The sequence below is a fragment of the Mesorhizobium sp. M0047 genome (genome assembly GCF_040323315.1).
Classification (GTDB): domain Bacteria; phylum Pseudomonadota; class Alphaproteobacteria; order Rhizobiales; family Rhizobiaceae; genus Mesorhizobium.
Genome location: NZ_JAMYUW010000042.1, coordinates 1 through 26,981 on the forward strand (window position 1 = coordinate 1; position 26,981 = coordinate 26,981).

A 26,981-nucleotide genomic window follows, 5' to 3' on the forward strand; every position below is an offset into this window, starting at 1 on the left:
CCCCTTTCGTTTGGTGGGCTGGTTTTTTTTTATTACTTACCGGTTGTGGTTTGGCCCCAAAAACTTGCAGTCCGCACCCTCTTTCAATTAATTTGCTGCGCCCCCGGGCGCCTGCCGGGGCGCGGGGACGTTCGTCAACCGCGTCCCGCCTTCTTCGAGAGGCTTAAGTGATCTCACCCCGTTCGGCATCGCGCCGCTGGCGCGGGGCAGCCTGTCGGCTGCTACTGGCAAGTACCTGTCGGGTGCAGCCGGAACGCCCACTCAACAACGGCTTCTTCAAGTAACCCGACAATCGGCTGCTATCCGGGATGGCCATTGCATAAAGTTCATCAGAACGTTCCTCCGATTCGGACACGTCCCCCAAGTTACAAGGCCCACCCCCTAATGATCCGGTCGACTGGCCCGTGCAGCGCCGGCGTGGAAAAGGGCGCCCGAGGCGCCCTTCATTTTAGATAGGCTGTCAGCAGCCCGCCTTCGCGTTGCGCATCAGAAGCGGTAGGTGACACCTGCGCCTATCAACCAGGGATCGAGCTCCGCCTTTCCAGTCAGCTTCGCGCCGTCGACTGTTACGTCGAAGTCTGGCTTGAGGAACAGCTTCTTCACGTCGAAGTTAACACCCCAGTGCTGATCCACCATGTAGTCGAATCCGACCTGCAGCGTCGTGCCGAACGTATTCTTAACCTTGAGAGCATCGGCGCTGCCGGCACCCTGGTTATAGAAGATCGTGTAGTTCACGCCGGCGCCTACATAGGGCTTGAACGCGCCGAAATCGGTAAAATGATACTGCAATGTGAGCGTGGGCGGCAGCAGCCAAACCTTGCCAATATTGCCCAGCGCGCCGATCGCTCCTTGGCCCTCGATGTTGGCGTAGGTGGTGCCGAGGATAAGCTCGGCGGCGATGTTGCCCGTGAAGAAATAGGAGATATCGAGTTCCGGCGTCACAGTGTCCGAATAGGAGAGACCGGAGCCGGGCACTGCATTGACGTAGCCCGAATCCTCAGTGACGACCCCCAACGCACGCAGGCGGATCTGCCAAGGGCTTGGCCGTTCCGGGACCGAGGCTCCTGCCTGCGGGACGTTCGGGGCTTGCACAAGGTCGGCCGCAACGGCTTGCTGTCCCACCACCATGAGGACGACGGCCGCTGTTGCTCCCCGCTTCACGCCCGTTTGTTTTCTAGCCATGATATCTCTCCTTGCTCTTCAGAAATGATCGATTGCACTATGAATAACCCTGTTGGAATTGCTTGAGAGATTAACGGAGCATCTGCGTGACTGTGCACACATATTTGCACCGTGCTCGTGATCCGCAATCTGTACTCACTGTTGAAATGTTGCTCGTGTTGGCACCGGTCATCTATCGACCGTTATCGGTTTGCCAGCCGATCGAACTGCGAAGGAATTGTACCCAGGGCAATGAACGCGATCCGCTCCCGGTTGTCCTTGCCGTAGCCGTGCCCGCCCGCACGGCCGGATAGCCGAGAGCTTCGCGGCCATCTTACGCGCGTGGCCCGGATGGACGCGGTCGTCCCGCTTCGTGGTGGCGAGCAGGATAGGCGGATAGGGCTGTCCCGGCGCCGCGGCGTGATAGGCGGAGATTTCTTTCAGGAAAGTCCAATCGTCCGGCTTGTCAGGATCGCCATATTTCCGGCTCGCACCCGCCAAAAGCTTGGTGTAGCGATGCATGTCGGTAAGTGGGATTGTGCTAAACAGTGCGCCGGCGGGCACGGTGTCCAGGGCTCGGCGCGTCCATTCCTGGCGGTCGGGAGTGAACATCTCCAAACGCGGATCGAGTTTGACGAGGTAGGAGATAATGAGCTTCCCGTCATTCCAGAAGAATGACTGCAAGGAGCGCCTGTCGCCTGATTCAAAGAGGGCGGCAAGACTGGGCTCGCCGGCGATGAAGGAGGAAAGTGAGATGCCGATCAGCGCGTCCGCGGCATGGGTCATCCCTCCCACTGTCCATGGCTTGCGCGGCTTTACCGCCAGCCAGTCGCCGAAGCTATTCCACCAGGCGTCCCGAGGAAGGTCGATCTCGATCTTCGGCCCGCTCCTGTCGCCGATCTGGACCATCTTCTCAAGGAAGGTCGACTGCTCGATGAGCCAGAGGCGCTCGCTCCCGGCAGTGCGGTCCAAATGACCAGATACGCCGAGGGATTCGGAACCGGTCTCGAAGATCACCGGCGCGGTGAGCGGATTCGCGCCACGCTTCCACAGCCGCACGGTGCGCGCGTAGCCGGAGCGGGTGGCCATGCCATCACCAAACGCACTAGAAAGCAGGAGCGTGTCAGGGTCGAGCCAATTAACCCCGCCCTTGGCATCCGCGAGGTTGAAACCGTCGGCGACGAAGCTAAGAGACTTCAGATCGAATTCGCGATGCACGACCGCATCGCTTCCGCCGCGCGACAGGCGCAGAACGGCTCTTTCCCGTCTCTCCGGCTCGATCGACGTGCCGGCCCAGATCCAGTCCTCTCCGTCGCTAACGGCGACGGCGTCCAGATCGAGCAGTGCCTCCCATTGGGGCTCCGCCTTCATGTAGGAGGCAAGGGTGCTCCGGCGCCACAGTCCGCGCCGGTTGCGGGCATCTTGCCAGAAATTGTAGAGGTAATGACCGTGGCGCTTGATCTGGGGAGTTTTGTCCGGACGGTCGAAAATCGCTGTGAGGGCCGCGCGGTCGCGCTGGAATTGCGTTCCACCGAAGAGCCCCAGTGTCCTGGCCGACTGGCTGGCGGTCCAGTCAAGTGCCCGTTCGCCTTCTATATCTTCAAGCCAAAGATAGGGATCATCGTCGGGAGCATTCAGAGTTGGACGGAAATCGAACGCGGTCATGTCCGTACAACATGAAGAATGACAGCGCAAAGACTGCCTTCCGCTCGGGACAGCTCAGTGTTTGCGGCGGCGACCGCATGCTCGGCGAGCGTGATCATGGGATGAGGTCTTCTCAGTTGGTGCGGCGCGGCAGTGCGTTGCGCATAGGACTTGCATGTGTCGTGCCAACCAGGAAAATCTTTTCAGAACAATACGATCACTTGATAACGCTGTGTCTTATGTCCGACATCGTCGTAGTTCCGACAATGACTGCGACGGTAGGCGCCTGATCGATCTAGTGTAAGCGCGGAGCCAATCCCATCTGGCGCGGCATCAGATGATGGGTGAGAGATGATGACACTGAAGGAGCGAGGAGCTTGCGGTGTCAATTTCTATGTCTGCGCCTATGTCTGATGAAGAAGTTTCCATGTTCTTGAGGCGGTTCCGAACCGGAGGCAAGCCCGCAGCGTCTGCGGCGCTGGTCGGCGCAAGCGAAGGCACGGCTCTGATCGAGGCGACGCTGAAGCCGGGCGCGAATGTGTCGGCGATCGCGCGAGAGGCTGGAGTGGCGACCTCGCAGCTGTTCGGCTGGCGGCGCAAGGCGATCAAGAGCGGTGCGGTGACGCCGCAGCGGGATGCGGATCGAATTGGCTTTGTCGAGGTCACCCAAGCGGCGTCTTCAACGGTGGAGATCTGTTTGGGCGGTGTGGTCATTCGGGCTGGCGCCGATGTCGGCCAGGATCATTTGGCCAGGATTATTCGCGCGGTCCGCCAGGCATGACCCCGGCCGGCGTGAAGGTGTTGGTCGCCAGCCATCCGGTCGATTTTAGAAAAGGTCCCGACGGCCTTCTGGCACTGGTGCGCGATGCCAGCTCGGACCCGTTCAACGGCGCGCTTTACGTCTACCGCGCCAAAAGAGCTGACAGGGTAAAGATCATTTTGTGGGACGGGTCTGGGGTATGCCTTAACCCTCGTCATTGAGGGCAACGACATGCTCCCGGCGACCGTGCGTTCGGCACTGTTGCCGTTGGTGCGCCACTGAGCGGACTTGATGCCGAGATCAGGCAGAGCGATCAGGCTATTCTGGCCCTCGCCAAGACTGATGAAATGGCACGCCGTCACCTTGATCAGCGGGCGCCGTCCAGACATGACTATTTTGTATTGCTCGACGGACTGCCTCTGTCGTCGTGGCGCTGCCGTGTAGAACCTGGCCCATAGTGCCTCCTTCCATTCGGAAGAAAATAATGCACCATCAAAGCTCGGGACCAAACACCTAGGGTGCCATTCAGCGTTTTTATTTCATTGTAGACACTCCAGCTGAAATGACGCTCTTGACCCTGCCGCTCTGAGCGCAGCACCCGTGGCAGGCGGCGCTTCCATCCTTCAGTTCGCGGCAAAGGCCAATGGCGCCCCAGGAAGTGATGAGGGCAGCGCAACCAAAAATGTTTGCCTCGCGGCTTCGGTTCCTCGGCCCTTGACTAGTTGGCGGCGATGTACAGGGATTTCCCGAGAGCCTACGTCGACCGTGCAAAGGCCTGCAACTGCTAAGTGAGAGGAGGGACGCTTGGACGAACACGATCCGAAGGAAGAGCTGATCGAGACGATTTTTCGCAACGGCACAATCACCGTCGTCGGCATTCTGCTTGCCTTTTCGCTCGGCTTTGTCACGCATTGGGCGGCGAACCCCATGCCATGGCGGCTCTACGACCTGTTCGCCGTTGTGCCGATCCTGGTCGGCATCACGTTGCAGTTGCGGGCGCTGTCCCTGCTACTCGACATGAGTTCGTTGCGCCGACCCATCTACGAACGCGCCAACCGCATCTTCATGGCCGGCCTTATCCTGACCGCGTGCGGCGTCGGGCTGGCCATCCTGCTCGATGTCTTCGCAATGTCGATGAAGGGCACGCTGCCCGGCGCTTGACGGCCTGTCCCTGCGCTTTGGAGCTGCCGCAATCGGCCGACGCGACGCGTCAGATCCGAGGGTTCCTAGTGCTTTCCCCCAAGCAGCGTCAGCCTTCTTCCCGAAGAACGCTTTCTCTAGATTGCATTAGCGGATGTTTAGAGCGTGGGCTTGCCGGAAATTACGTCTCGGTGGCATAACCCGCATAGCTTTTAGGGTGTTGCCAGGAAGACCGATTCGCGGGCGTGGATGGATAATGCATTGCGTCAGGAAGAGGATCGGCAGGTTGCGTGCGCGCATTGCCGAACTGGAGCGCGATCACGTGGCGATTACACCTCAGGGGCGCCATCGGCGTTTCGAAGCCGGACATGAACTTCGCAATGCGAAGTGCCGCCTGAAGCGTCTTGAGGAATGCATCGCTGAAATACCGGAGAAATGTGGCCGTTAGCGCAAGCTTCGCCGCTCTCAATCTTTGCCACGCGGTCGGCTGGTCGGCGGGGAACAGTTGCCGATCGTGCGGGTACTCTGTCCGGCAGAGACGCAAGGTTCTGCACTGTCCGTTCATGAAGACTTCGTGCTGGTCTCCACAAGAGGAGTATTCTGGTGCAGAAGGTGCCCGATTAGCTATCGGAAAAAAGGGGACATCGACGTGCAAATCGGGCGCCGCAGTGAGGCGCCCCCCCCCAATGTCGGACTTCCGACAGGATCGTAAATCCGCCAACCCATTGTTTAATAAAATTTCCTTCTTTGGCACGGCCCATGCATGGGACTCTGCGAACGCATCAGCGAGACGTCGTCCATGATCATGCGCACCGAAAATGCCGTCGCCGCAGTGAAAACCGCGCTCTCGCCTGCCATCAAACCGCCGAAAGGCCGGCGCGTCATGGTCGAGGCAGGCGATTGCGCCGGCTTCAAACACCTTAGTGGGCCTGGAAAGCTCCTCGCGTGACGGCAAGGGGGCATCCAGACGGGCGGAAAGGACAAACGTCGTTGCCCCACGTCGCCGGCATGACCCGTCGATTGTCACCGCGCTGGAATGCGCGGGTCCACATGCGAAGACCCGAACGCGCAGGACAAATTCTCGCAAGCCCGGTCGGGACTGGGGCTCGAAGTCCGTGAGCGGAGGCTAATGGCTATGGCCGATATTCGCCGCGAACAAGCCGCCTAGTGGGAAGACGCTATAGGAGGAAGCAGGTGGAGTCATCTTGCGTTGGGATCGGTGCTGGCCCGTCCAATTTGAGCCTTGCGTGTCAGATACACGAGCAAGTTGGGAAAGGGGCAGTGTTCCTGGATCGGCAGGTCGACTTCCGCTGGCATCCAGGCATCGCATTCGATTCCTCGGAGCTCCAGGTCAGCCACTTCAAGGACCTGGTCACTCTGGTGAATCCGCGATCAGCCTACACTTTCGTAAACTTCCTGCACGAGAACGGGCGTCTGTATCACTTCCTGAACGCACAGTTCGAAGCCGTGCTCAGAGTGGAGTTCGAACAATACCTGAACTGGGTCTTCCACAGGAACCCACTTGTGCGTGGCGGCGAGACAGTGCGCGAAATCCGCTTTGACGGCGAGTTTCGGGTGCGGACGGATAAGGCGGTTCTCGGCGCCAGAAACGTTGTGGTCGGCATTGGCAAGCAGGCGCAAATTCCGCCTCAATTTCAGGGCTGGATTGGACGCAACCTGTTCCACTCATCGGTTTTACTGCACATCCACCCTGAGGTGCGGAGAAAGCATGTCTGCGTTGTCGGCGGAGGCCAGTCGGGAGCCGAGGTGATGTTGCACCTTGTCGGCCTGCCGAACGAACGGCGGCCTGCCTCGATCACTTGGGTCTCGCAGCGCGAAAACTATCTGCCTCTGGACAACAGCCCGTTCACAAACGAGTTGTTCATGCCCTGCTTTTCGGATCGCTTCGCGGCGATGAGCGAGTCGCAGCGTAAGCTGCTCCTGCGGCGTTTCGTGCTTGCTTCGGACGGCATTTCGGAAAGCACGTTGCGCGCGATCTATCAGGCGCTGTACCGCCACGCATTTTTCGAGCCATACCGATGCGACATCACACTGCGGCCGGGCTGCACCGTCTCGCACTGCATCAACGCCGGACCGGGTCACAGGCTGACCCTGCAGCATGGCATGGACGAGGTCGAAGAAGTCACGGCTGACATCGTCATCCTGGCCACCGGTTACGAGAACGCGGTCCCAAGCTTGTTGGAACCGATCATGGGCCGCTTGGAGCAGATCGACAATGAATTAGCTATTCGCGAGGATTTTTCGGTGAGCTGGGACGGACCGTGTGACAGACGCATCTTCGTACAAAATGCGAGCCTCGGGCAGCGCGGCCTGGCCGATCCGAACCTAAGCTTGCTGGCCTGGCGCGCGCGTCGCATCCTCGATAGCCTACTTGGGCGCGCGCCATGCGCGAACCCCGAGCATCCTGGCTTCATCACTCATACCTCGATCGAGAGCTGGCCCGACCACGCAGCCGAAGAAATGGGCAGTGGAATATGACTCGTATGCTTTTGATCATCGGCGGTGGCATCCTAGGAATGATGCCCGCCTGCGTTGCGGCGAACCCCGGAGGCTTCTCCGATATGATCGTGACCGACCAAGCCCTTCGACCAAGCGGCGCATCGCATCACTCTGGGGGCGTGCATTTCCCCTACGGTTGCCAAGGCCGTACCAAGTCGCTCACTCGAAAGACCGCCGTGGTCTTGGCGGCCATGGCTGGGCCGGCAGGTAGCGGATGGTGCCGGCCTTTGGCGATGCGTGTCGTGGTTGAACCGGGTGAAGCGATTGATCCGGCCCAGTTTGCGGAACGCCTAGACCCGGCTGAGCCTGACATAGGCAGTCTCGCGCCGAGCTTCTGCGGACAATATCCGCCGGAGCGGAACGCACTTAGCATCGCCTCCCTCATCACGTGAGTCCGTCTCTGTGGACCCGCAACTTGATCAGCGCCCGACCGCCCTAATTGGCATGTCCAACCAAACCAGTGTTTCCAACAGGAGGCTTTTCGCATGTTGACTGATGCACAAAGAGAAAAGTGGCAGAAGGACGGATACGTCAGGCTCGAAAGGTTCTTCGATCCAGCGGCTCAGGAAGATATCTCTACCTTTGTCGAAGATATGTCACGCTGGGCCGTCAGCGATGATAAATGGCTCATGTGGTTCGAGAAGACGACGGACAATCGAAAGATCACCTCCAAGATGGAGAATTTTCTCGACTTCCATGGTCCATTGCGTCGTTTGCTCTTAGAAGATCAGCGCATAAAGTCAGCGGTCGAGGAGTTGCTTGGCGAAGATTCGCGCAGGCTCAAGGAGTTGCTGATTTTCCACTACCCCGACAGCGGCGGCTATCTCCCGCATCAGGATATCTATCACATTCCACACAAACTCCCGGATCGGATGGTCCATGCGGTGGTTGCCATAGGCATCGACGACTCCGACGAGAAAAACGGCGGGCTTTTCTTCAGCCCCGGCAACCACAAGAAGGGGGTGTTTCCCATGGATGCCGGTGGGGTGATCGACCCTCAAGTTGCCGAAAAGTTCTCCTGGGAACCCGTAGTATGGAAGTCTGGCGACATCTTCATCTTCGACGATTACGCACCGCACTACTCACGACCGAACAAAAGCAATCGTTCTCGGCGGACACTCTACTTGGTGTTCCAGCGTGCTTCAACCGGCGGGCCAACCCGCGCTGAATATAACGTGCTTAAGCGCGCCCTTAATCCGCCCGAGGGCAAAGTGGCCGATCTCGACAATCTCAAGCCCCCAAATGGCATCTTCTATCGCGATTGAGCTCACGCAGCCAGGCGGAGGCATGCACACGAAACTGATCGACCGCTCAAAATGCGCGGACGGTATGGACGTCTGATTTGCGGGCTCGCGGAGCATCGACCGCAGCCTGTTACGACGCATTGGCACGTGGATTGCGGAGGTGGTCGCAGGCGGTCTTCTGTGCGCCTACAGCCCGACTAGTGCCCCCCTTGGTTGCCCGCTTGCCGGTCCAGAGCTGCACTATCCTGGTCGCGCCGCCAACGGGTCGGGCTGCCGTTTCTCTCCACGAATTGCACGGGAGGCTGTTGCGTTGGCAGCCGAAATCCCACTGCTTCAACAGGTTAGGTTGGCTGTCATGCGCAAGTACACGTTTTCTCGAACGGAGCTGTCGCGGGCGTTCGGTATCGACACGGCCACGCTTGGAACGGGCAGCGCTCGCACGGGGTTTTCATTCGGAAAGGTTGGACCCGGCGTCACATCCGAGCCCCATCGGCACGACGAAATCGAGGCCTTCGTGGTCCTGTCTGGTGCGGGCAAGGTCACCACCGACCGGGGGGAAATCTCGGTCGAGGCGGGCGATGTCGTTCTGTTTCACCCTTTTGAAGCGCATGTGCTGCGCAACGATGGGGACGAAGACCTAAATTTCGTCGATGTCTACTGGCGAGACGACGACGCCGCTCATCATGTCGCTGCAAAGCTCACCGCTCCCCGCGCGCCGACTTTCGTCTTCTCCACGCCGCCGACGCCAAATGGCGATCTGCATCTGGGGCATCTTTCCGGCCCCTATTTCGGCGCTGATGTCTATACTCGTTTCCTGCGCATGAAAGGAGTCGAGGCCTATCACCTGACCGGAAGCGATGATTTCCAAAGCTACGTCGCCGCGCGCGCTGATGCCGATCAATCGACGCCGGCAAACGTGGCGCGCTATTATGCCGACGAGATTCGCGCCACGCTTGCACTTCTCGATTGTGAGGTCCACAGCTTCCAAGCCACGATGGGCGATGACGGTTATGGCGAGTTTCAAACCGCCTGTTTCCGCAGTCTTCTGAGCAGCACGGCGATAGATCTACGCCAGAGCCCTGCGCTTTTCGATGCCGTGACAGGCCGTTATCTTTACGAATCGGATGTTAGCGGCCTCTGCCCCGATTGCGGCGGCTCCGCGGGTGGCAACATCTGCGAGGAATGCGGTGCCCCAAACCTTTGCCACGACTTAGGTGCAGCGCGGTCACGGCAGTCTGCCGAGGCGCCGGTGGTCGGCTCCCTCCGCCGTCCAGAACTTGCCATGGACCAATGCTACGACAATATCGACCGGCATCTAAGGGCGTCGGGCGTCCCGCTACGGATCTTGGATCTCTTCGCACGCGTACGCCGACGCGGGAAATTTTCAGTGCCCATTACCCACCCCTCGGACTGGGGCCTGCCGGCGGAAGGGTTCCCGGGGCAAGTGATCTGGGTCTGGCCGGAGATGGCCTTCGGTTTTCTTTACAACATCCAGGCGCTCGGCCGCTCGATGGGTCGCAACTGGAAGGCGGAGATGCCCGGCAACGACTGGCAGATTGTCCATTTCTTCGGCTTCGACAATTCGTTCTACCACGCGCTACTATACCCCGCTCTTTACGCCGAGGTCTTCTCCCACTGGAAGCCACGCATCCGCTATCACGTCAACGAGTTCTACCTGCTCGACGGCAAGAAGTTCTCAACCAGCTGCCGCCATGCGGTCTGGGGCAAGGAGGTTCTGAGCCAAAAGACAGTCGACGTCGTGCGCCTTCATTTGGGCCTGACACGCCCGGAAGGTGAGCGGACGGATTTCACGCTGGACGCGCTGCGCCGCACCGAGAACGAGGTGTTCCAAAGCATCTGGCTGAACTGGCTTGAGGCATTGAACCAGGAAATCAAGCAGGATTTTGCCGGCCGTGTACCCGATGCAGGCGACTGGAGCCCGGTCGACCGCGCCTTCTTTGCTCGCATAGAGATCTATCGCGCTGCGATGGAGCGCGCCTATTCGGACGAAGGCTTCTCGGTTCGGCGCGCGGCCACTCAGGTCTGCGAATTCGTGCGCGATTGCGTGATCTACCGCGGGGCGCGAGACTTTGCGGCGGCGCGACGTTTCTATCCCGCCCGCAATCGAACTTCGCTAGCCCTTCAGACGACGGCCGCTGCGATCCTGGCACCGACACTCGCTCCGCTGATGCCCCGCTTCGCCAGAACGCTGGCGCGAGGCATCGATGGCGCCTCAACCGAAACATGGCCCCGGTCCGTCCAGCGCCTTGCGCCCGGGACGCGCTTTGATCTCGGACCCGTGTTGGTGTTCTACGCCAAATCCGGCAATCCTCATCTCGATGACGAGGAAACACTATGAGCCCAAAGGTGCACCAGTGAGCTGTCCCCATCTCGACCAGATCTGCGCGGCAATCAAAGCCGACGATGCCAAATATCTTGACTCGCTGTCACTGGCGAGGGAAGCCGCTCTGAATGGCAGAGACTAGATTAGCTGACCTGAACCAACGCGTCGTCAAACAACCCTGGCCCGCCCCTTCAAGGACCGCTCGGCCGATCGCTTCCCAGCCCTTGCTGTTCGTGCCGAACCAACCTCTTCGGCATCGGGATTTCCGTCCTCCAGCCGGTCAAGGCTGTCATTCGGTTCGACCCGCTTGGTCAACCTGGCGCGCCGTGGACCGTGCGCCGATCACCAATGTGGATGCGAATGTGATGGTTCCTTCGATTCTGTCCGAGCGTGTACCGGCGCGGCAGTCAGCCGAAGAACAGCTGAGCTACTGATATCGGAATGTAGCAAGTCCAAATTCTGCCCCTGAAGCCGGATATTGCTCAATCAGCGTTGACGATGGCTTGGGTGCACAAGCTTCCAACCAGACCGCGCAACGACAGCCCGTCGCCTGAGGATAGTCGGCGAGGGCCGCCAAATCGCAAGCGTATCCTCTGTCGCATGCGCGCCGTCTTCGCCGAAAATGCAGACGCTTGTCTCGTCGAGAGATACATCCAGCTATTTTAGGGGGCTCATCAGGGTTGCGTGTTTGCTCGGGTGCGGACCGCCCCTCAGTTCCCAATCGAGGAGCGATTCTACAATTCACAAGTTTGGAGATCGCTCGCTAGGTAACCCGTCTGTGAACCCTGCAAGCCGATGCTTCAGATGCCGCCCATGCAGAGGTATTTCATTTCGAGGTAGTCCTCGAGGCCATGGCGGGATCCCTCCCGCCCGATGCCGGACTGTTTTATCCCACCGAACGGCGCCGCTTCCGAAGACATCCGGCCGGTATTTACCCCGACCATTCCATATTCCAAGGCCTCGGCGACACGCCAGACACGCTTCAGGTTAGAGGCATAAAAATACGCTGCGAGGCCATAGATCGTTTCATTGGCATCACGCACGACCTGACCCGCATCTTTGAAGCGAATAATCGGTGCGAGCGGCCCGAATGTCTCTTCTCGCGCGACGGTCATCTCGCTGGTGACACCGGTCAGGACCGTTGGTTGGAAAAACGTGCCATTCGTGCCGAGGCGTTTGCCCCCGCATCGAATTGCGCCGCCTTTAGTTACGGCATCGGCAATATGGGATTCAATCTTGGCCAAAGCCTGCTTGTCGATGAGGGGTCCGATGTCCACTCCGGGCGCGAAACCGTCACCAACTTGAAGTTGGCGAGCCCGTTCCACGAATTTCTCGACGAACTCGTCGTGAACGCCCGACTGGACGTAAAGGCGGTTCGCTGAAACGCAGGTCTGGCCGGCATTGCGGTACTTCGCCTGGATCGCACCGTCAACTGCGGCATCGACATCCGCATCATCGAACACGATGAAAGGTGCATTGCCGCCGAGCTCTAGGCTGACTTTTTTGATCTGGTCCGAGCACTGGCGCATGAGTAGGCGCCCGATCTCCGTAGACCCGGTGAAGCTGATCTTGCGGACCTTGGGATTTGTGCAAAGTTCGCGGCCGACCGCGTCACCTTCGGACGCATAGATCAGGTTGACGACGCCTTCGGGGAAGCCTGCCTGATGGGCGAGGGCGAACATTGCTCCAGCCACGAGCGGCGTCTGTTCAGCGGGCTTGAGGACGATCGTGCAGCCCGCTGCCAAGGCTGGCGAGATTTTGCGCGCCACCATCGAGGCTGGGAAATTCCATGGCGTTATCGTGCCGACGACCCCGATGGGCTGCTTGATCACCAACATTCGGCGGTCCATCGATGGTGCGGAGATCGTCTCGCCATAGACGCGATTTGCCTCCTCGGCGTACCATTGCAGATACGCCGCAGCATGCGATAGCTCCGATTTGGCCTCTGCAAGCGGCTTGCCCATCTCCGCGGTGAGAATTGCAGCGAGATCGTCGGCGTGGTCGATGATCAACTGATACCATCGCCATAGAACGTCGCTGCGCTCACGGGCGGTAAACCCTGCCCATCCAGGCTGCGCGACATAGGCCTTGTCGATCGCAGCGCATGTCTCTTCGACACCCATGTCGGGTAGTTCTGCCAGCACTTCGCCGGTCGACGGGTTGAGAACCTCGAATGTCCGCTCGCTAATCCGCGTGCCAAGTGTCGGCAGGCGATCAATGGATCGAAACAGGTCAGGGGATCTCAGGTGACGGGTCATCGGCAGGCACAGGGGCAATACCGGATTCCTCCTCAAACGCAGCAGGGGTATATGGCAAGTGCGGTGTCTATTCCGGATGCCAAGTTCCTTATAGGGCCTCGGCCAGACAGCTAGCAGACCACGGTACCCAAGTGGAAAGGAGAATACCCTGAAATCGCTAGAAGATGCCTCGCGGTTCTACTAGTCGGGCTCGGCCGGTCAGGTGCGCGGGGGCAGGACCGGCCCGCGCGCAACCTTGCCATAGGTCTTCGCGGCCAGCGCCTTCACCGTCTCAGGCTCTGCGTCGCACCACCAGCACGGCGTTGTTCGGGTCGGCAGCATTTGTTGTAGATCGTGAATGCGTCGGTGCCGTTCAGCTTGTCCATCTCCTGCATCCAGCCGTTGACCGGAATGCGGTAGGGTTGATCGGCCGCAACGTCGCGTTGACCTCCTCGTCCAGCAGACCTGCGGGTTCGTCTCTCTGCGCCAACGGCGCTCCTCCAGAATCACGTTTCGCTCGGTCTTGATATCGTCGTTGAGGATGAGGTTGAACATGCGATCGGCCTCGAAGCCAATCATGTCGCCCAAAGCTAGTCATAGCGTTGGGGGCGTTATTGTAGCCGCCGCTGACTGAGACGGCTCGGTCGAACTCGCTTCCGGCGCGGTTGGTGGTCGCCTTGAAGATCAGACGCTCAAGGAAATGGGCAAGTCCGGATTTGCCGGGTGGCTCGTCGGCGCTGCTGACCTTGTACCATGTGAGTGACGACTGGCGCGCGGTGATCGCGGATGTCGATCCTTCCATGCCATAGTCGAGCAGGAAATCCGCGATCTTGCCGCCGTCGGTGGCGGCCAGAGCCGGAGCGGTCGTCACCAGGGCCAGGGCGGTTGCAGTGAACGCCGTGCGCAGCCAGGGGGAGCGATCGATGGCTCCGGTTGGAAAGGCAAGGTTCGAGGCAAAGTGATTTGTTCCTCATTTTGATGAACGCGTTGCGTCTTCGCCTCCCCGTGGGGAGGATCGGCGGGCAGCGCCGAGCCAGACCAACATGCGGCCAGGCCTCACTCGAGCCTCATCTTCGGATGGACCCAGGAGACCTGCGGCGGTGTTCTTGGCGAGGTGGTCATTGGACGGATTTTCCTTGGTCCGCGACGTCTGCGGACGACCAGGCATGCACCGTGCCAGATCAGAAAACCATTCGAGGCATGAAGACAAGTCGGGTCTGACATGTTGCGCATCCGACATTATGGGCCATCGAACAGGGCTGAAGGCGACGCGAGCATGGCTGAGAGTATCGTCTTCCTTCGGAAGACGATGAGGCGCGCTGGCGGGGAGGGGTACACGATGCGCTTCGAAGGCCGCTGCACTGACGGACAGAATTGAGATGTTGTCGCTCCAGCGCTCGCCGTGGGGGCATGCAGGCAACATTTGTCGCTGCAGGACAGCAGCACCGAAGCTGTGCGCGCTTGCCGTTGTCCCTGGGCACCAAACAGGAGAATTAGCAGTCGCGATTGATTTCATGTGCGTAAAATACCGCCTGGTGCGCTCGGCTGCAAATGCATGCCTGGCGGAGTGGTCGCTTAGGTCAAGAGCATCGCGTGAGTAACAGCCTGACCTTGCTCAATCTGATGCGCGCTAACCGCCTCGCCGGATTGTGGAACTGCTCGCGGGTGGCTTCTACCACAAACAGCAAGGTCATGAAATCAAGCAGGAAGTCGTCAATCGCTTGGGCGATTGTTTCTGACTTGCCCTTGAACTGGTCCAGCAAAACGCGCGCGCTATCGATCGCTTCCACGCTGGTCGCATCGATCAACCCCTTGACCCTCTTGAAACAATCCAAATCGAAACTCCTTCATGCGCTTGCCAAGCCGTTATGCTCGAAGGCAGTTCCGTGAACTACCCGGCCTTTGACCTGCGGCACGAGCAGCGGTCGGCCTTACGTCCCGTGCCTCCAAACACGAGCCATCGACGTGGCGCTGAGGAGCGTTGGAAGAAATTGGGCGCTTCCGGCCACGCTCGAGCGGTAGTGTAGGACAGTGCTTGCTGGCGGCTACGCCCACAATGGAGTGCGCCAGCTGATCGGGGCTTAACAATTTTTCGCTTTTTGCTGCGCCCAACTCTCGGCTATGACTCGGACAGGCCTAATGGCCTGCCCACGTTGCATTGTAAAAGAAGGAACAAGTATATGCCGACTGGAACGGTAAAGTGGTTCAACAGCACCAAGGGGTTTGGATTTATCCAGCCCGACAATGGCGGTCCGGATGTTTTCGTCCACATTTCCGCTGTCGAACGCGCGGGCCTCTCGACCCTCGCTGACGGCCAGAAGATCAACTATGAGATCGAGCAGGATCGCCGCACGGGCAAGTCCTCCGCTGGCAGCCTCAGCAAAGCTGGTTGAAATTTTCTCCTGCGTCCTGGCAAGAGTAAGCACATAAGTCCTCACGGCCGCTCGATGGGACCGAGCAAAAACTGAGGGCAGCAGATTGCTGCAGGCGTCGCGAATTCCTCATGAAACAAGGTTGTTTGAAAGGAAGGCGGGGTTGGCCCCGCCTTTTTATATGACGCGCAGATTAAGCCGATGGCTGCAACGCTCCAGAACGAATCTCGATTGCCGAAATCAAGCCGCGACCTTCTTGCGGGTTCGCTTCGTCGGCGCAGGCTCCGGCGCTTCCGGCGCCTTCGGTTTGCGGCCGAGCCCCATCGTCTTGGCCAATGTCGAGCGCGCCGCGGCGTAGTTCGGCGCGACCATGGGATAATCCGCCGGCAGGCCCCATTTGGCCCGATATCCATCCGGCGTCAGCCCATAGTGGGTCGACAGATGGCGCTTTAGCGATTTGAATTTCTTCCCGTCCTCAAGGGAGATGATGTAGTCCGGTGTCACCGATTTCCTGATCGGGACTGCAGGCGTAAGGGCAACCGGCTCTTGCGCAGAGACACCTCCGGCCGTCGCTCTCAGAGCCGCATGCACTTGGCCGATGAGGGCAGGGAGATCCCCCACCGGGATCGGATTGTTGGAGACATAGGCCGACACGACATCGGCGGCAAGCTCAATGAGGGTGTCGACGTTTTTTCCGGCTTCTTCTGTCATGAAACTCTCCAGGCGGTGAAACATAGTCAGCGAAGCGTCGCTTCATAGGGCCGGTTGCCGCTGAAAGCAACAATGTCTCGACAGCGTTATTGCCAATGCTCGTCCAGAAGCGACATCGATGCGCCATATTTCCCGTCGTGACGCTGAGCCACTCGTTGTTGGCGACGCTGCCGAGGTGCGTGACGCGTCCCGGCTGTAACTTTGCGTCGAATTTGCTAGTAGTCTCGGGCCTAAGCGCGGTATTTTTGTCTCGGTATTACTTCTTTGGACTGTGAATCGAGGGATCGTGATCGCTTGCTGGTGGGCGTCAGGGACGATGGACGTTCATTGGCAATGGCCAAATGTAAGTTCATCGCCCGGTGAGCCGCTCTTCCAAGGGGCTGGGAACCGCCGCTGGTAACCAAGGACATCAATGTATTTCGAGGCGTTTCTTAGCCGGTCCTCGCTGCGGATGACACCTGTTCCACGATATCGAACAGCGCGGCGACACAGGCAGCTTCTCGAATCTGGAGCGGCTTCTCGCAAGTTGGCGCCGCGCCGAGAGGCCGGGCAAGGACAGTGCGTCGCCTGCTTCAATCATACGCGTCAACCAGCCAGCGACGCTGTCCCATACGAATCCCGCGACCGGCCGTGTGATCTCGCCGGTAGTCGCCCCGGCCCTCTGCACGAAGCCTCGGGATGTGCTGATGATCAACCAGGCCACAAAGGTCGACGTCCTAAGCAGGGATCACATGAGTTTGCCACTATGCGCAGGCTTGCCATGCGCTTCCGCGGCATTTTGCGGGGCCTGTGAATTGGGCGAGCTCGACACTTCGATCGACGTGGCGTCAACTCCGGGTCCGTCGCCATCACGCGTTTCGGTCGGGTCCTACGCCGTGACGCTGACGCCGTTCGCGATGCCATTGAACTACCGTGGAGCAACGGCCAGGCGGAAGGGCTGATCAACCGCCTCAAGACGATTAAACGTACCATTGGGCAGAGCGGGCTGCGAACTCATTAGGGCACGCATGCTGCCACTCAGCCGGCCTGTTCACCACACAAAGCGAGGAAGAACCTGGTCAAGTGCAAAGCGACAATTGCCTCGACAGCGGGTCCCGGAAGGTTTATGCTGCCCAATGTTGCCGCAATCCGGAATGGCGATTGAGTACCTTCACGAGTGAAGGGAGTGAAACTTCTTTGTCGGCCAAATTGTTGACGGAACGCCCGGCGCCCATTGTTGCTACATGTCTAGATTCTTGGGGCGTTTTGGATGATGCAATCCACCATCTCACTCCAAAGGGCAGTGGAATCTGGAACAATGTCGCTTTTGTTCGCACGACATCCTTCGTGCCCGATTGGCATATCGTCTTTAACTCTGCTTCTCTTTTCGGGCTCCCTGTTGATATCGAGGCGAGCCCAAACAGGACAATTTTTGCAATCGGCGAACCGCCGACGAAAGCTCATCGCGCGTTTCATGAAGGGCAGGGGAAAAATACTATCGTCCTGACGTGTGACGCAGAGCTGGCTGCTCGGCAGAATGCAGCGCGCCGATTCGTTTTGTCTCCACCTATCACTCGGTCTTGGTCTGTAAACAAGACATATGACCAACTTCTGGTCAGCGAAGTCGTGGATAAGCCGCTTCGGCTCTCATGGATTACCAGTGACATCGCCCTGCTTAAAGGACATCGATATCGGCTGGCGTTTCTGGAACGGCTGAGAAAGGAGCTCGATTTTGACCTGTTCGGCCGAGGTTTTCGGCTGATTGGAGATAAATGGAACGCACTCGCACCTTACCGTTACAGTATAGCGTTCGAGAATACTCGTGCTGATTACTATTTTACAGAGAAGCTTATGGACTGCTTCGTTGCTGAAACAATGCCGATCTATTACGGCAGCCCTGCAATCACGAGGTTCTTCCCTTCGGACTCTATGGTTCTGATTGACCCAGAGGACAAGAACGTAATCCCAAAAATTCAAGAAATCATCAACTCGGACCTCTGGAAGGAACGTCGCGGCGCAATAAGAGAGGCGAAGCGGTTGGTCCTCGAGAAATACAATACGTTTGCTTATCTCGCGAGCTTCATCGAAAGCGTTCAGGATAAACCCTTACCGCCGGAAATTATACACATCGATTCGCCTGAGGTGGATTTTGGAATAGACGAATGAAGTACTTCAACGCTCGCTTCGCGTGCCCGGCGGTCGGTGGTCTGGCGAGATCGGTACGGAACGCTCGGCGGAGAATGCCTGCTGCGCAGACGGGCCGGCACGGGCGCACGAGGTCATGCGCCCCCGGCTGCCGCTGATCAGACGAACTGGGGAAGGCCAGGAACGGAATTGAGGACCTCGTCCACGAGTTCGTCGCCGGCATGTTCCTTGGCGCAGGCGATCGTCTCGTTGGCGAGGCCGGCGATCTTTGCCATGCTGAGACCCTCACTCATCAATTGCTGGCCAAGCCCCATAAGGCCGCCACCCTCTGGGTCGTCGCCATGATACTTCGCTACTAATTCCGAAGCTCCCGGAATGGCCTCGATCATGCGCGCAACGGGACCGTCGGCCGCGTGGCTTTGCAGGAAACCCAGCATTAACCCAACGCCCTTCTCTGCGAGAGCCGGGCCGATGCCGGCACCAGTGGCGATGCGCGGTAAGAATTCTTCCATGCAGGGTCTCTCTCTCTTTGATGAGGTTTACACGGGGCCGGTCCGGTGCCCAGCTCCCTTGGCCGAACCACAATTGAACTCCACAAAAATAGGCCGACGGAAGTGCTATTGCGCGTAAAACCGCCTCTGTCAACGCAAGCTGCGTCGGACGTGCGTGTTTCGCAAACCGAAGATCATTCCAATTCACATCATTACGCATTGGCAACCGCACAGTTTGCGGTGGCTCGCTTATGGGCCAATGCCCCGCGTCCGTCAAATGATGACGACAAGGTGGTCATCGCCTAGGATCTGTGGATCGAGGTGTGAGGCAGTTACAGCCGGTGGACCTGCTCAAGCGCCGCGCCGGCACAAGGGCTAGATTGGCGATACTGCGCGTATTGGCCATGTCTTTCCTCGCGTGATGGGATGTTCGTAGAAGCGGAGCTATATGCCGGTGTGACGATCGACAAGGCGGACCGGCTATTCCGATAGGACGTCCATACTGTCGCATAGACCGTCGCTGCTTAGGTATTGAAACCGCCATCGCTGGTGACATCACAATGTGCAGCCGGCGGGTGTCGACAACGTCGATTCACGCAATCAGCCGGTCAGGAGGAACGAATGAACCCTGAGGTTTCAGAAGGTCACTTTTCGCAAGGCGTGCAGCGCACATCGTGCAAGAGATTGCCATTCTTGCGGATGCTATCGACTTTCTCAACGATGGCGGGAAGATCGCAGTGACCGAATCTACGAAGCCGCCCTCAGGGCGTGCTTTGATGCATACAAACGGTTGCCGAGCAGGGATACTCCTCCTCCCTGAAGTCCAATCGAGAAGAGCGAACACTTCCAAGAGGGTCCCAGCTCAGCCGCGAAAACAGGTGCCAGACCCCGATCCTCTCCCTCAACTGATCTAGCTCAGGGCGTTCATGAGCCGCAGATCGCATAGTGGCTGCGTGCACGACGCAGGAAGACCATTTATGAAAATCCTATTCAGAACGATGGCTGTCACCTTGCTGGCACCCACCGCCTTTGCTGCGGATTCGATCCCCACCGACCTCAGAGATACGGCATTGGCCACCTTCAGGGCTTTGCCATCCACCACGCCGACAGTCGCCAACAACCCGATCACCCCGGAAAAGATCGCTCTCGGCAAGGCACTGTTCTTCGATCCACGCGTCTCGGCGTCAGGCGTCTTGTCGTGCAACTCGTGCCACAACCTGGCCACCGGCGGCGACGACAATCACGAAACCTCGATCGGCCATGGTTGGCAGAAGGGACAGCGCAACGCGCCGACTGTACTGAACGCTGTCTTCAACATCGCTCAGTTCTGGGATGGTCGTGCCGCAGACCTGAAGGCTCAGGCGAAGGGACCGGTCCAAGCCGGCATCGAAATGGCCAATACACCGGACCAAGTCATCGCCACGCTCAAGTCCATGCCGCAATATGTCGAGTGGTTCGATGCAGCTTTTCCGGCTGAAGCCGATCGGGTCACCTTCGACAACTTCGCCAAGGCGATCGAAGCCTTCGAGGCGACACTGGTCACACCGGCCCCGTTCGACAGCTTCCTGAATGGTGATGAGCTTGCCATGACTTCCGAACAGAAACAGGGCCTGGCGCTTTTCATGGACAAAGGCTGCTCGTCCTGCCATGCCGGCATCAACGTTGGTGGGCAAGCCTATTTCCCATTCGGCCTCGTGGAACAGCCCAGCGCCGAGGTCCTGCCGGACAAAGACAAGGGCCGATTTGCGGTCACCAATGCAGCCGATGACTACTATGTTTTCCGCGTGGCGCCGCTGCGCAACGTTGCACTCACCGCGCCATACTTTCATTCGGGCAAGGTTTGGGATCTGAAACAGGCCGTCGCCATCATGGGGACCACCCAGCTTGGCGTAGTACTGGCGGACGAAGAAGTTGACCTGCTTGTTGCCTTCCTCAACTCGCTGACCGGAGAGGCACCCGAGGTCGCTTATCCCATCCTACCCTCCGAAACGGCGACAACGCCCCGGCCTGTAACGCAGATCACAGGAAAATAAGGGCCAACTGGCTGCGGACGTCGCAATCGAAAATGATTGCGGCTTTTACTTGGGCCACACGAATTGCCACGTTCATCTCCGAATTGGCGGGAGGCTAGCAATACCCGAAAACTGCCACTTCGCCCGTAGTCTGCGCGAATCAACTGGGGAAGCGGACAGACGCGCAGCACCATATATTGTCGCCGCCTGAGCGAACTTGCCAAGCAGTCTACTTTGAGAAACGACGTGTGTACGATTTGTTCGAGGCGCGGGGCCTGTATGTTCCCAAGGACCAATACTATAGCGTAGTGTCACATTCATTATTTCTGCGGGATGAGGACACGTGCCGAAGAAAAATCGCACATTTTCGCCGAGTGGCTTATTTCCAAGAGTGTGATCGGTTTGGCATATTCCCGGCCGACATCCGCCAGTCGGCAACTCCCCACACGGTGAGCAAGAGAAGCCTCACGCCTGCACTTTCTGCCGGAGCGCGCGTGCTGCAGCGACCATGTTAATGAGGGCAGGGCGGACCTCCTCCCATTTGCGTGTTTTGAGGCCACAGTCCGGGTTTATCCACAGTTGGCCGTCGGACAGTCGCTCGCGGGCAAGCATGACTAAGTCCGAAATCTCGCCGACTTCCGGGACGCGTGGTGAGTGAATATCATAGACGCCGGGACCGATTTCGTTCGGATATTTGGAGCTCGTGAAGGCGTCCAACAGTTCCATCTTCGAGCGCGACGTCTCAATCGAAATGACATCCGCATCCATTCCAGCGATCGCCTGAATGATCTCGTTGAACTCCGAATAGCACATGTGGGTATGAATTTGAGTCGCGTCCTTTACACCCGTTGAAGCGATCCGGAAACATTCGACAGCCCAGTCGAGATAGACTTTCCAATCAGATTGGCGCAGTGGCAATCCTTCGCGAAAGGCGGCCTCATCGATCTGGACCATCCTTGCGCCGGACCTTTCGAGATCCGTCACTTCGTCGCGGATGGCGAGCGCGATCTGGCGGCAGGCTTCGGAGCGGGGTACGTCGTCGCGAACAAAAGACCAGTTGAGAATGGTGACTGGGCCTGTGAGCATTCCCTTCACGGGCTTTTCCGTAAGCGACTGGGCGAATTGCCACCAGCGCACTGTCATCGGATTGCGCCTCGATACGTCGCCGAAAATGATGGGGGGACGCACGTAGCGCGACCCATAGCTTTGTACCCAGGCATGCTGGGTGAGCGCGAAGCCGGACAACTGCTCGCCGAAATGCTGTACCATGTCGTTTCGCTCGAACTCACCGTGCACCAGCACGTCCAGCCCGATCTCTTCCTGCCAGCGAATTGCAGCCTCGATCTCCTTCTTCAGGAACGTCTCATAGTCGACATAGCTCAGCTGGCCCTTCGCATGAGCGGCCCGCGCCTTGCGTACCTGCGGCGTCTGCGGGAAGGACCCGATGGTCGTCGTCGGGAACGGCGGCAGCCCGAGTGAGCCGGCTTGGACTCTGGAGCGCTCGCCAAATGCGCTCTCTCGTCGCTTCGCGCTGTCCTCAATGCTAGCGATCCGCCCCTGAACAAGCGGGTCATGGATCCTCGTGGATGTCACGCGCGTGGCGGCAGCCTCGGCAGACGCTTTCAACGCGCCTGCCACCGCATCCCTGCCTTGGGACAGGGCCCGGGCCAGCAAGACCAGCTCGTCGGTCTTCTGGGCCGCGAAGGCGAGCCACGACCTGATGTCGGCGTCGAGTTCCGTCTCCATGCGCAGATCGATCGGCACATGCAGCATCGAGCAAGAAGGCGCGATCTCGACGCGGTCCAAGGGCCAGCCGGCGACGATCGGTTTGATGCGGTCGAGAATGGCGGGCAGGTTCGCACGCCAGACGTTGCGGCCATCGATCAAGCCAAGCGAGAGCACCAGATCCTTCGGAGCGAGCCGACCCACCGTTTCCAGCTGCTCGGGAGCGCGCACGAGATCAATATGCAGCCCGGCCAAGGGTAGAGAAACCGCGGTTTCGAGATTGTCTCCCAGCGACCCGAAATACGTAGCCAGCATGATCTTCAGCTCGGGCGCGGCTTTCGACAGCTGGCCATAGGCGAATTGGAACGCAGCTCGTTCGTTCGGGTTCAGATCGAGGACAAGCGCTGGCTCATCGATCTGCACCCAGTCGGCTCCCGACAGCTTCAGCCTCTGCAGGACTTGCTCGTAAACGGGCAGCAGCCGCGGTAGGAGCGCGATGGGACCGAACCCCTCGGCAGGCGATTTCGCCAGCTTGAGGAAGGTGATGGGTCCAAGGATGACTGGGCGTGTGTGGATGCCGAGAGCTTTAGCCTCGAGGAAGTAATCGACCGGCTTCGATGACGAGAGGGCGAACGTCTGATCATCATCGAGTTCCGGCACAATGTAGTGGTAGTTGGTGTCAAACCACTTGGTCATTTCCATCGCGGTTACACCAGGTCCATGAGCCTCCTCCTGGTGACCAGCGTGTCCACAATCCTCCGTCTGACCCTGGTTGCCGCGCGCCATTGCGAAGTAGATGTCAAGTGGGACCTCGCCGCTATTCCAGCCGTAACGGGATGGAACGGCCCCGACCATGGCTGCGGTGTCGAGCACATGGTCGTAAAGCGAGAAGTCGTTCGACGGGATTTTCGACACGCCGCGATGGCGCTGCTCTTCCCAGCTAGCGGCACGGAGCGCCTTCGACGTCGTGAGAAGGTCGCCAGCGGACGATGTTCCGGACCAGTAGCTTTCAAGCGCGAATTTCAGTTCTCGCCGACGACCGAAGCGCGGCACGCCGAGCGTTGCTACAGGAATTTCCTGAGAGTCAGTCATGTCATACCCCGATGGTTGGGGCGTCGATGACAAGGAAGGCGCTAGCAGGCCGGCACGAACGCCGGCTTGCAGCGGCCACCGAGACACCCCGCCCGTGGACGTAATTCGCCGTGGCAGGTCTCCTGGCTCGCGGGGTCATAGCCTCTACCCGTCTTCCTGAGGGTATTCGCCTCAGTGACATGAGTGGGATTGGCTCGCCGCTAACAGTTGCGGGGGCAGCGCCGGCATTGCACCGGCTTCCCTCTTAGCTCCGCTGCGGCAGCGCCGCACGCGAGAACCACGACACGCAGACAATCACAGCAGTCCGCTCTTTTGTCAATGACGCATAACGAAATGTTTATGTCGTTATGTGATTTCGCTTTTACGCTTGTCTAACATTGTGAAATATTCAGTCGCCCATTGGCGGCGCTGCTCCGCTGCCACCATTGTCCAACTAATGGATCCCTGTCGGGCTGCGACATCCCTCGCAGGTCGCCGATGAAGGATTTCGGACAAGACTTCAAGCGCGTGACAACGTCATTAGAATGCAGAAGATCGCATTGGTGGCGATGTTTAACGATGCGGCCGCAAGCCGTGCGTGCGTGGTAGAAGCGGTTTTCTCGGAGTGAGCGCCAAACCGTGGTCCGAGGGGAATTGGCACGCCAGTCGTCATCACGGGTGACTAGGCAATCGTGATGACTCCGCTCGGCGGCAAGAGACCACACTGACGGAGCCTGGCTCAAGGGTCTGATGCAAAGCCCGACTGTGGTCCCGATAAGCCGCTTAAGCCGCATTCAGGCGGTCAGGATAAGTATCTCTCTCTCCAAGCGCTCGGCATTGAGGGATGCGCAAATGCAGGCAAAGCTCGCGTGCTTCATATTCTGCATCATACGATCGGCAGGACCCAGTTTTTATCCAGTGCACGCGTCAGCGCGGTGTGCAATTCTGGCTCGGTCCGATACGAAGGCATTTGGGCCTCGCTGATCCAGCCCAAGCCAACATAGTGGAAGTGATCCGCAGGGACCGTAACCCGGCTGCTGTCCAGTTGCCGAACGAAGTCCGCTGACCAATGGTGGATCGTATACGCTTCAAGTTTGTCCATCATCCTCCGCCAGCGTTGGATGCGTTCTTCGCGCGGCATGCTGGCCGCTCTTGAGATCGCGGTAGCTATCTCGTCGGAGAGCCTCGGATTTACCAGCAGGGCGTCCTCGCCGAAGTCTTCGGCCGCGCCGGCAAACTTCGATAACACCAGAACGCCAGGGTCGCTCGGATCTTGTGCAGCAATGTATTCTTTCGCCACAAGATTCATGCCATCGCGCAACGGCGTCACAACGCAAACACGCGCGGCTCTGTAAAGACCCGCGATCTCAGCTTGGGTGAACGACCTGTTCTCATAGATAATCGGCATCCACTCGTCCGTGCCATGCCGGTTGTTGACTTGATTGACGAGTCTTTCGACGTCGCGCCGATATTCGCTGTACGCTTGGATGTCGCCACGTGAGGGAGTTGCGATTTGCAAGAGCGAGACACGTTGCGGCTCGACTGCCAGCAGATCGAAAGCTTTAATCCGATTGTCGATGCCCTTGGTGTAGTCGAGCCGATCGACGCCGATAACTAGCTTTGCTCCACCAAGTTTCAACTGCGAAATGTAGGCTTTCTGCGCCTCAAGCGAATCTGCGGCACACTGTTCGAATTGCTTCGGATCGATACCTATAGGAAAATTTTGGCATTGCGTCTGGCCATGGTCCGAGAAAACGACCCCGTTCTTGCTCTCCAGCCCCAAATGAGATTGGACACAGGCGAGGAAATTGCTCACATCACGGTCGGTCTGGAAACCGAGCAGATCATACTCGAGCATACATTTCATTAGCTCGCCAGAATTGGGCACGCGCTCCATCATGTCAGACTCGGGCCATGGCGTATGCAGGAAATGGCCGATCGGCCGGTCAATGCCGAGTCTGTGCAAATCAGCGCCGAGCGGCAGGAAATGGTAGTCATGAACCCAGTAGACTGCGTTATCTCCCAATTCGGACACCGCGCGCGCCATGAAGGCATTGACGTCGCGATAACTTTTATAATCCTCTTCCGAGCCTGAGATCCGGTCCGGCAGCGAGTGGAGCGCCGGCCACAATATTGAATTTGCAAAACCTTGATAGTACCGAGAATAGTCCGCTGCCGGCCCATCGAGCCACCCGATTTGACCTTTGCCACGCTGCACGAGGGGCACCTGTTGCTTATCCCCGTCGCCAAGATGCTCGGAAAAACCTACCCAGACCGCGCCGGTACGCTCCACGACGCACTCCAGGGCCGCCGAAAGCCCGCCTGTCTTGGGCTGATCAGAATTGACAGTCGCACCGCGGTTGGAAATTGCGATAAGACTCCTATGTGGCTGCTGGGCCGCCGTGTTGAAGCGCTGGTCTGCGGCTGAGACAACAGGACGGGACGGGCCAACTTCGGCTTGTTGTTCTCGCTCCTGTGGCAAGTCTCTCAGGGGTTGTTCAAAAGCGATTAGTTCGTGAACAGCCCCAGTTTGCCATGTGAGGTTCCGGCGCGGCGAGTTGGCGTTGTTCAATGCGTCCATTTCATGCCTCCGTTGAATATTCCCCATGATGGAGCAACTGGCATTCCCAGATTGGCACACCCCCTGCTGACGAGAATCTGACGAGCGTCAGAGCAAATGGCGACCGATTGTCGCGTTTCGGCTTCGGCGCCCTCAAGAACCGGCTTATCGCGAAAATAGCTGGCGACCCGATCGAGCGGACCGTGCTTGCGGTAATTGTTGGATTGTTCGGATAAGAGATACACCCAGTAGATGCCAGCACCTGTTGAAATGAACTGAAACTATGTCGCTGCCGCCAAGGCTGCCGGGCCCCGTGATGCGATCCTGCGTCTGCCGAAGAGTTTTGACACGGAGATCGGAGAGGGCGGGATAGTCCCTTTCCGCCCGTCAGGGCCCGTTTTTGAATCCCTTCCTCGTTGCCCTCGACGATCCCAAAATCGTGGAAGCCAGACCGCGATGTGAATACCAGCCAGGCGAGCACTTCCTGACATCCGCGAATGCCGGGCTCCACATCCGGCGCCTCGTCGAGATTGACGAAGATGAAGCCCTGCTGCCAATTCCGCTGGTCCCATACCAATGGCGAACCAGTCTGCCCGCATTCGGCATCGTGGGACGTGATCGCAAGTCAAGTGCTCCGACGGACGCCGCGAGTTCTCCGTTACCTCAGGAACCTTACTGGCCTTCCCCAAGCTGAGCTTCTGGAAAATGCCGGTGGCGATCTCGATGACGGTGAATGCCGTCAAGGCAAGCCCGCCTTGCACCGCTCTTCCAGCGAGCTTCACGGCAGCAGAATCGGTCAGTTCTCCGAAGCGAATGGCTGTCGCTATCAGCGAGCTTTGACACAGTTCCGCCACTGCGATGATCG

General features: G+C 58.7%; 17 protein-coding genes, 3 pseudogenes and 1 riboswitch. Of the genes and pseudogenes, 10 read left to right on the plus strand and 10 right to left on the minus strand.

From position 1 onward, the window contains the following. Positions 1–486 precede the first annotated feature (486 nt). Both NKJ89_RS28655 and NKJ89_RS28660 read right to left on the minus strand, forming a co-directional pair. Positions 487–1,182, minus strand: a complete 696-nt coding sequence (locus tag NKJ89_RS28655) for an OmpW/AlkL family protein (protein WP_352607495.1) — start codon at positions 1,180–1,182, stop codon at positions 487–489. A gap of 172 nt (positions 1,183–1,354) precedes the next feature. Then, positions 1,355–2,826 (minus strand): annotated as a pseudogene (locus NKJ89_RS28660) (prolyl oligopeptidase family serine peptidase). Positions 2,827–3,232: 406 nt separating this feature from the next. On the opposite strand from NKJ89_RS28660, the gene NKJ89_RS28665 reads away from it, so the two are divergent. From NKJ89_RS28665 to NKJ89_RS28675, 3 genes are all read left to right on the plus strand, one after another. Further along, positions 3,233–3,586 (plus strand): transposase, encoded by a 354-nt coding sequence (locus NKJ89_RS28665; RefSeq protein ID WP_352552313.1) that lies wholly within the window; start codon positions 3,233–3,235, stop codon positions 3,584–3,586. After that, the gene (tnpB, locus tag NKJ89_RS28670) at positions 3,583–3,786 is read left to right on the plus strand and encodes an IS66 family insertion sequence element accessory protein TnpB (RefSeq protein WP_352607497.1); all 204 of its coding nucleotides are present in this window, start codon (positions 3,583–3,585) and stop codon (positions 3,784–3,786) included. Before NKJ89_RS28665 ends, tnpB begins: the two co-directional genes overlap by 4 nt. A gap of 583 nt (positions 3,787–4,369) precedes the next feature. Then, positions 4,370–4,726 carry a hypothetical protein gene (locus NKJ89_RS28675; protein WP_023736366.1) on the plus strand — a complete coding sequence of 119 codons (357 nt, stop codon included), beginning with the start codon at positions 4,370–4,372 and terminating at the stop codon, positions 4,724–4,726. A 160-nt stretch (positions 4,727–4,886) separates the two neighbouring features. On the opposite strand, the gene NKJ89_RS28680 is transcribed toward NKJ89_RS28675, so the two are convergent. Then, positions 4,887–5,660 carry a hypothetical protein gene (locus tag NKJ89_RS28680; protein WP_352607499.1) on the minus strand — a complete coding sequence of 258 codons (774 nt, stop codon included), beginning with the start codon at positions 5,658–5,660 and terminating at the stop codon, positions 4,887–4,889. Positions 5,661–5,899: 239 nt separating this feature from the next. Here NKJ89_RS28680 and NKJ89_RS28685 point away from each other — a divergent pair, with 239 nt between their 5' ends. From NKJ89_RS28685 to NKJ89_RS28695, 3 genes are all read left to right on the plus strand, one after another. Beyond that, positions 5,900–7,204 (plus strand): lysine N(6)-hydroxylase/L-ornithine N(5)-oxygenase family protein, encoded by a 1,305-nt coding sequence (locus NKJ89_RS28685; protein ID WP_352607501.1) that lies wholly within the window; start codon positions 5,900–5,902, stop codon positions 7,202–7,204. A 506-nt stretch (positions 7,205–7,710) separates the two neighbouring features. Next, a complete protein-coding gene (locus tag NKJ89_RS28690) occupies positions 7,711–8,490 on the plus strand; it encodes a phytanoyl-CoA dioxygenase family protein (protein WP_352607503.1) in 780 nt (259 codons plus the stop codon). Positions 8,491–8,824: 334 nt separating this feature from the next. Then, positions 8,825–10,828 (plus strand): class I tRNA ligase family protein, encoded by a 2,004-nt coding sequence (locus NKJ89_RS28695; protein ID WP_352607505.1) that lies wholly within the window; start codon positions 8,825–8,827, stop codon positions 10,826–10,828. Between the two features lie 785 nt (positions 10,829–11,613). On the opposite strand, the gene NKJ89_RS28700 is transcribed toward NKJ89_RS28695, so the two are convergent. From NKJ89_RS28700 to NKJ89_RS28710, 3 genes and pseudogenes are all read right to left on the minus strand, one after another. Beyond that, positions 11,614–13,071: an NAD-dependent succinate-semialdehyde dehydrogenase gene (locus NKJ89_RS28700; RefSeq protein ID WP_352607550.1), complete on the minus strand. Its 1,458-nt coding sequence runs from the start codon at positions 13,069–13,071 to the stop codon at positions 11,614–11,616. 204 nt (positions 13,072–13,275) lie between these two features. After that, positions 13,276–13,975 (minus strand): annotated as a pseudogene (locus NKJ89_RS28705) (M16 family metallopeptidase); the annotation flags it as partial. Between the two features lie 655 nt (positions 13,976–14,630). Next, a complete protein-coding gene (locus NKJ89_RS28710; protein WP_352607507.1) occupies positions 14,631–14,885 on the minus strand; it encodes a hypothetical protein in 255 nt (84 codons plus the stop codon). 345 nt (positions 14,886–15,230) lie between these two features. Between NKJ89_RS28710 and NKJ89_RS28715 the strand changes: the two genes are divergently transcribed. Next, complete coding sequence (locus tag NKJ89_RS28715; RefSeq protein WP_023679670.1) at positions 15,231–15,443, plus strand: cold-shock protein; 213 nt, start codon at positions 15,231–15,233, stop codon at positions 15,441–15,443. 219 nt (positions 15,444–15,662) lie between these two features. On the opposite strand, the gene NKJ89_RS28720 is transcribed toward NKJ89_RS28715, so the two are convergent. After that, on the minus strand, positions 15,663–16,133 hold the full coding sequence (locus NKJ89_RS28720) for a Ros/MucR family transcriptional regulator (RefSeq protein ID WP_023783325.1): 471 nt from the start codon (positions 16,131–16,133) through the stop codon (positions 15,663–15,665). Positions 16,134–16,533: 400 nt separating this feature from the next. Here NKJ89_RS28720 and NKJ89_RS35815 point away from each other — a divergent pair. Further along, positions 16,534–17,149, plus strand: a pseudogene (locus tag NKJ89_RS35815) (transposase); the annotation flags it as partial. 124 nt (positions 17,150–17,273) lie between these two features. Beyond that, positions 17,274–18,278, plus strand: a complete 1,005-nt coding sequence (locus tag NKJ89_RS28730) for a glycosyltransferase family 10 domain-containing protein (protein WP_352487196.1) — start codon at positions 17,274–17,276, stop codon at positions 18,276–18,278. Positions 18,279–18,415: 137 nt separating this feature from the next. On the opposite strand, the gene NKJ89_RS28735 is transcribed toward NKJ89_RS28730, so the two are convergent. After that, positions 18,416–18,769 (minus strand): hypothetical protein, encoded by a 354-nt coding sequence (locus NKJ89_RS28735; protein ID WP_023737108.1) that lies wholly within the window; start codon positions 18,767–18,769, stop codon positions 18,416–18,418. 956 nt (positions 18,770–19,725) lie between these two features. Here NKJ89_RS28735 and NKJ89_RS28740 point away from each other — a divergent pair. Next, positions 19,726–20,781 carry a cytochrome-c peroxidase gene (locus NKJ89_RS28740; protein ID WP_352607509.1) on the plus strand — a complete coding sequence of 352 codons (1,056 nt, stop codon included), beginning with the start codon at positions 19,726–19,728 and terminating at the stop codon, positions 20,779–20,781. A 444-nt stretch (positions 20,782–21,225) separates the two neighbouring features. Here NKJ89_RS28740 and metE read toward each other — a convergent pair whose 3' ends face one another. Together metE and NKJ89_RS28750 are read right to left on the minus strand one after the other, a co-directional pair. After that, positions 21,226–23,577: a 5-methyltetrahydropteroyltriglutamate--homocysteine S-methyltransferase gene (gene metE / locus NKJ89_RS28745; RefSeq protein ID WP_352607552.1), complete on the minus strand. Its 2,352-nt coding sequence runs from the start codon at positions 23,575–23,577 to the stop codon at positions 21,226–21,228. Positions 23,578–23,672: 95 nt separating this feature from the next. Continuing rightward, a riboswitch (cobalamin riboswitch) is annotated at positions 23,673–23,874 on the minus strand. A gap of 568 nt (positions 23,875–24,442) precedes the next feature. Next, a complete protein-coding gene (locus NKJ89_RS28750; RefSeq protein ID WP_352607511.1) occupies positions 24,443–26,137 on the minus strand; it encodes an alpha,alpha-trehalose-phosphate synthase (UDP-forming) in 1,695 nt (564 codons plus the stop codon). Positions 26,138–26,981 lie beyond the last annotated feature (844 nt).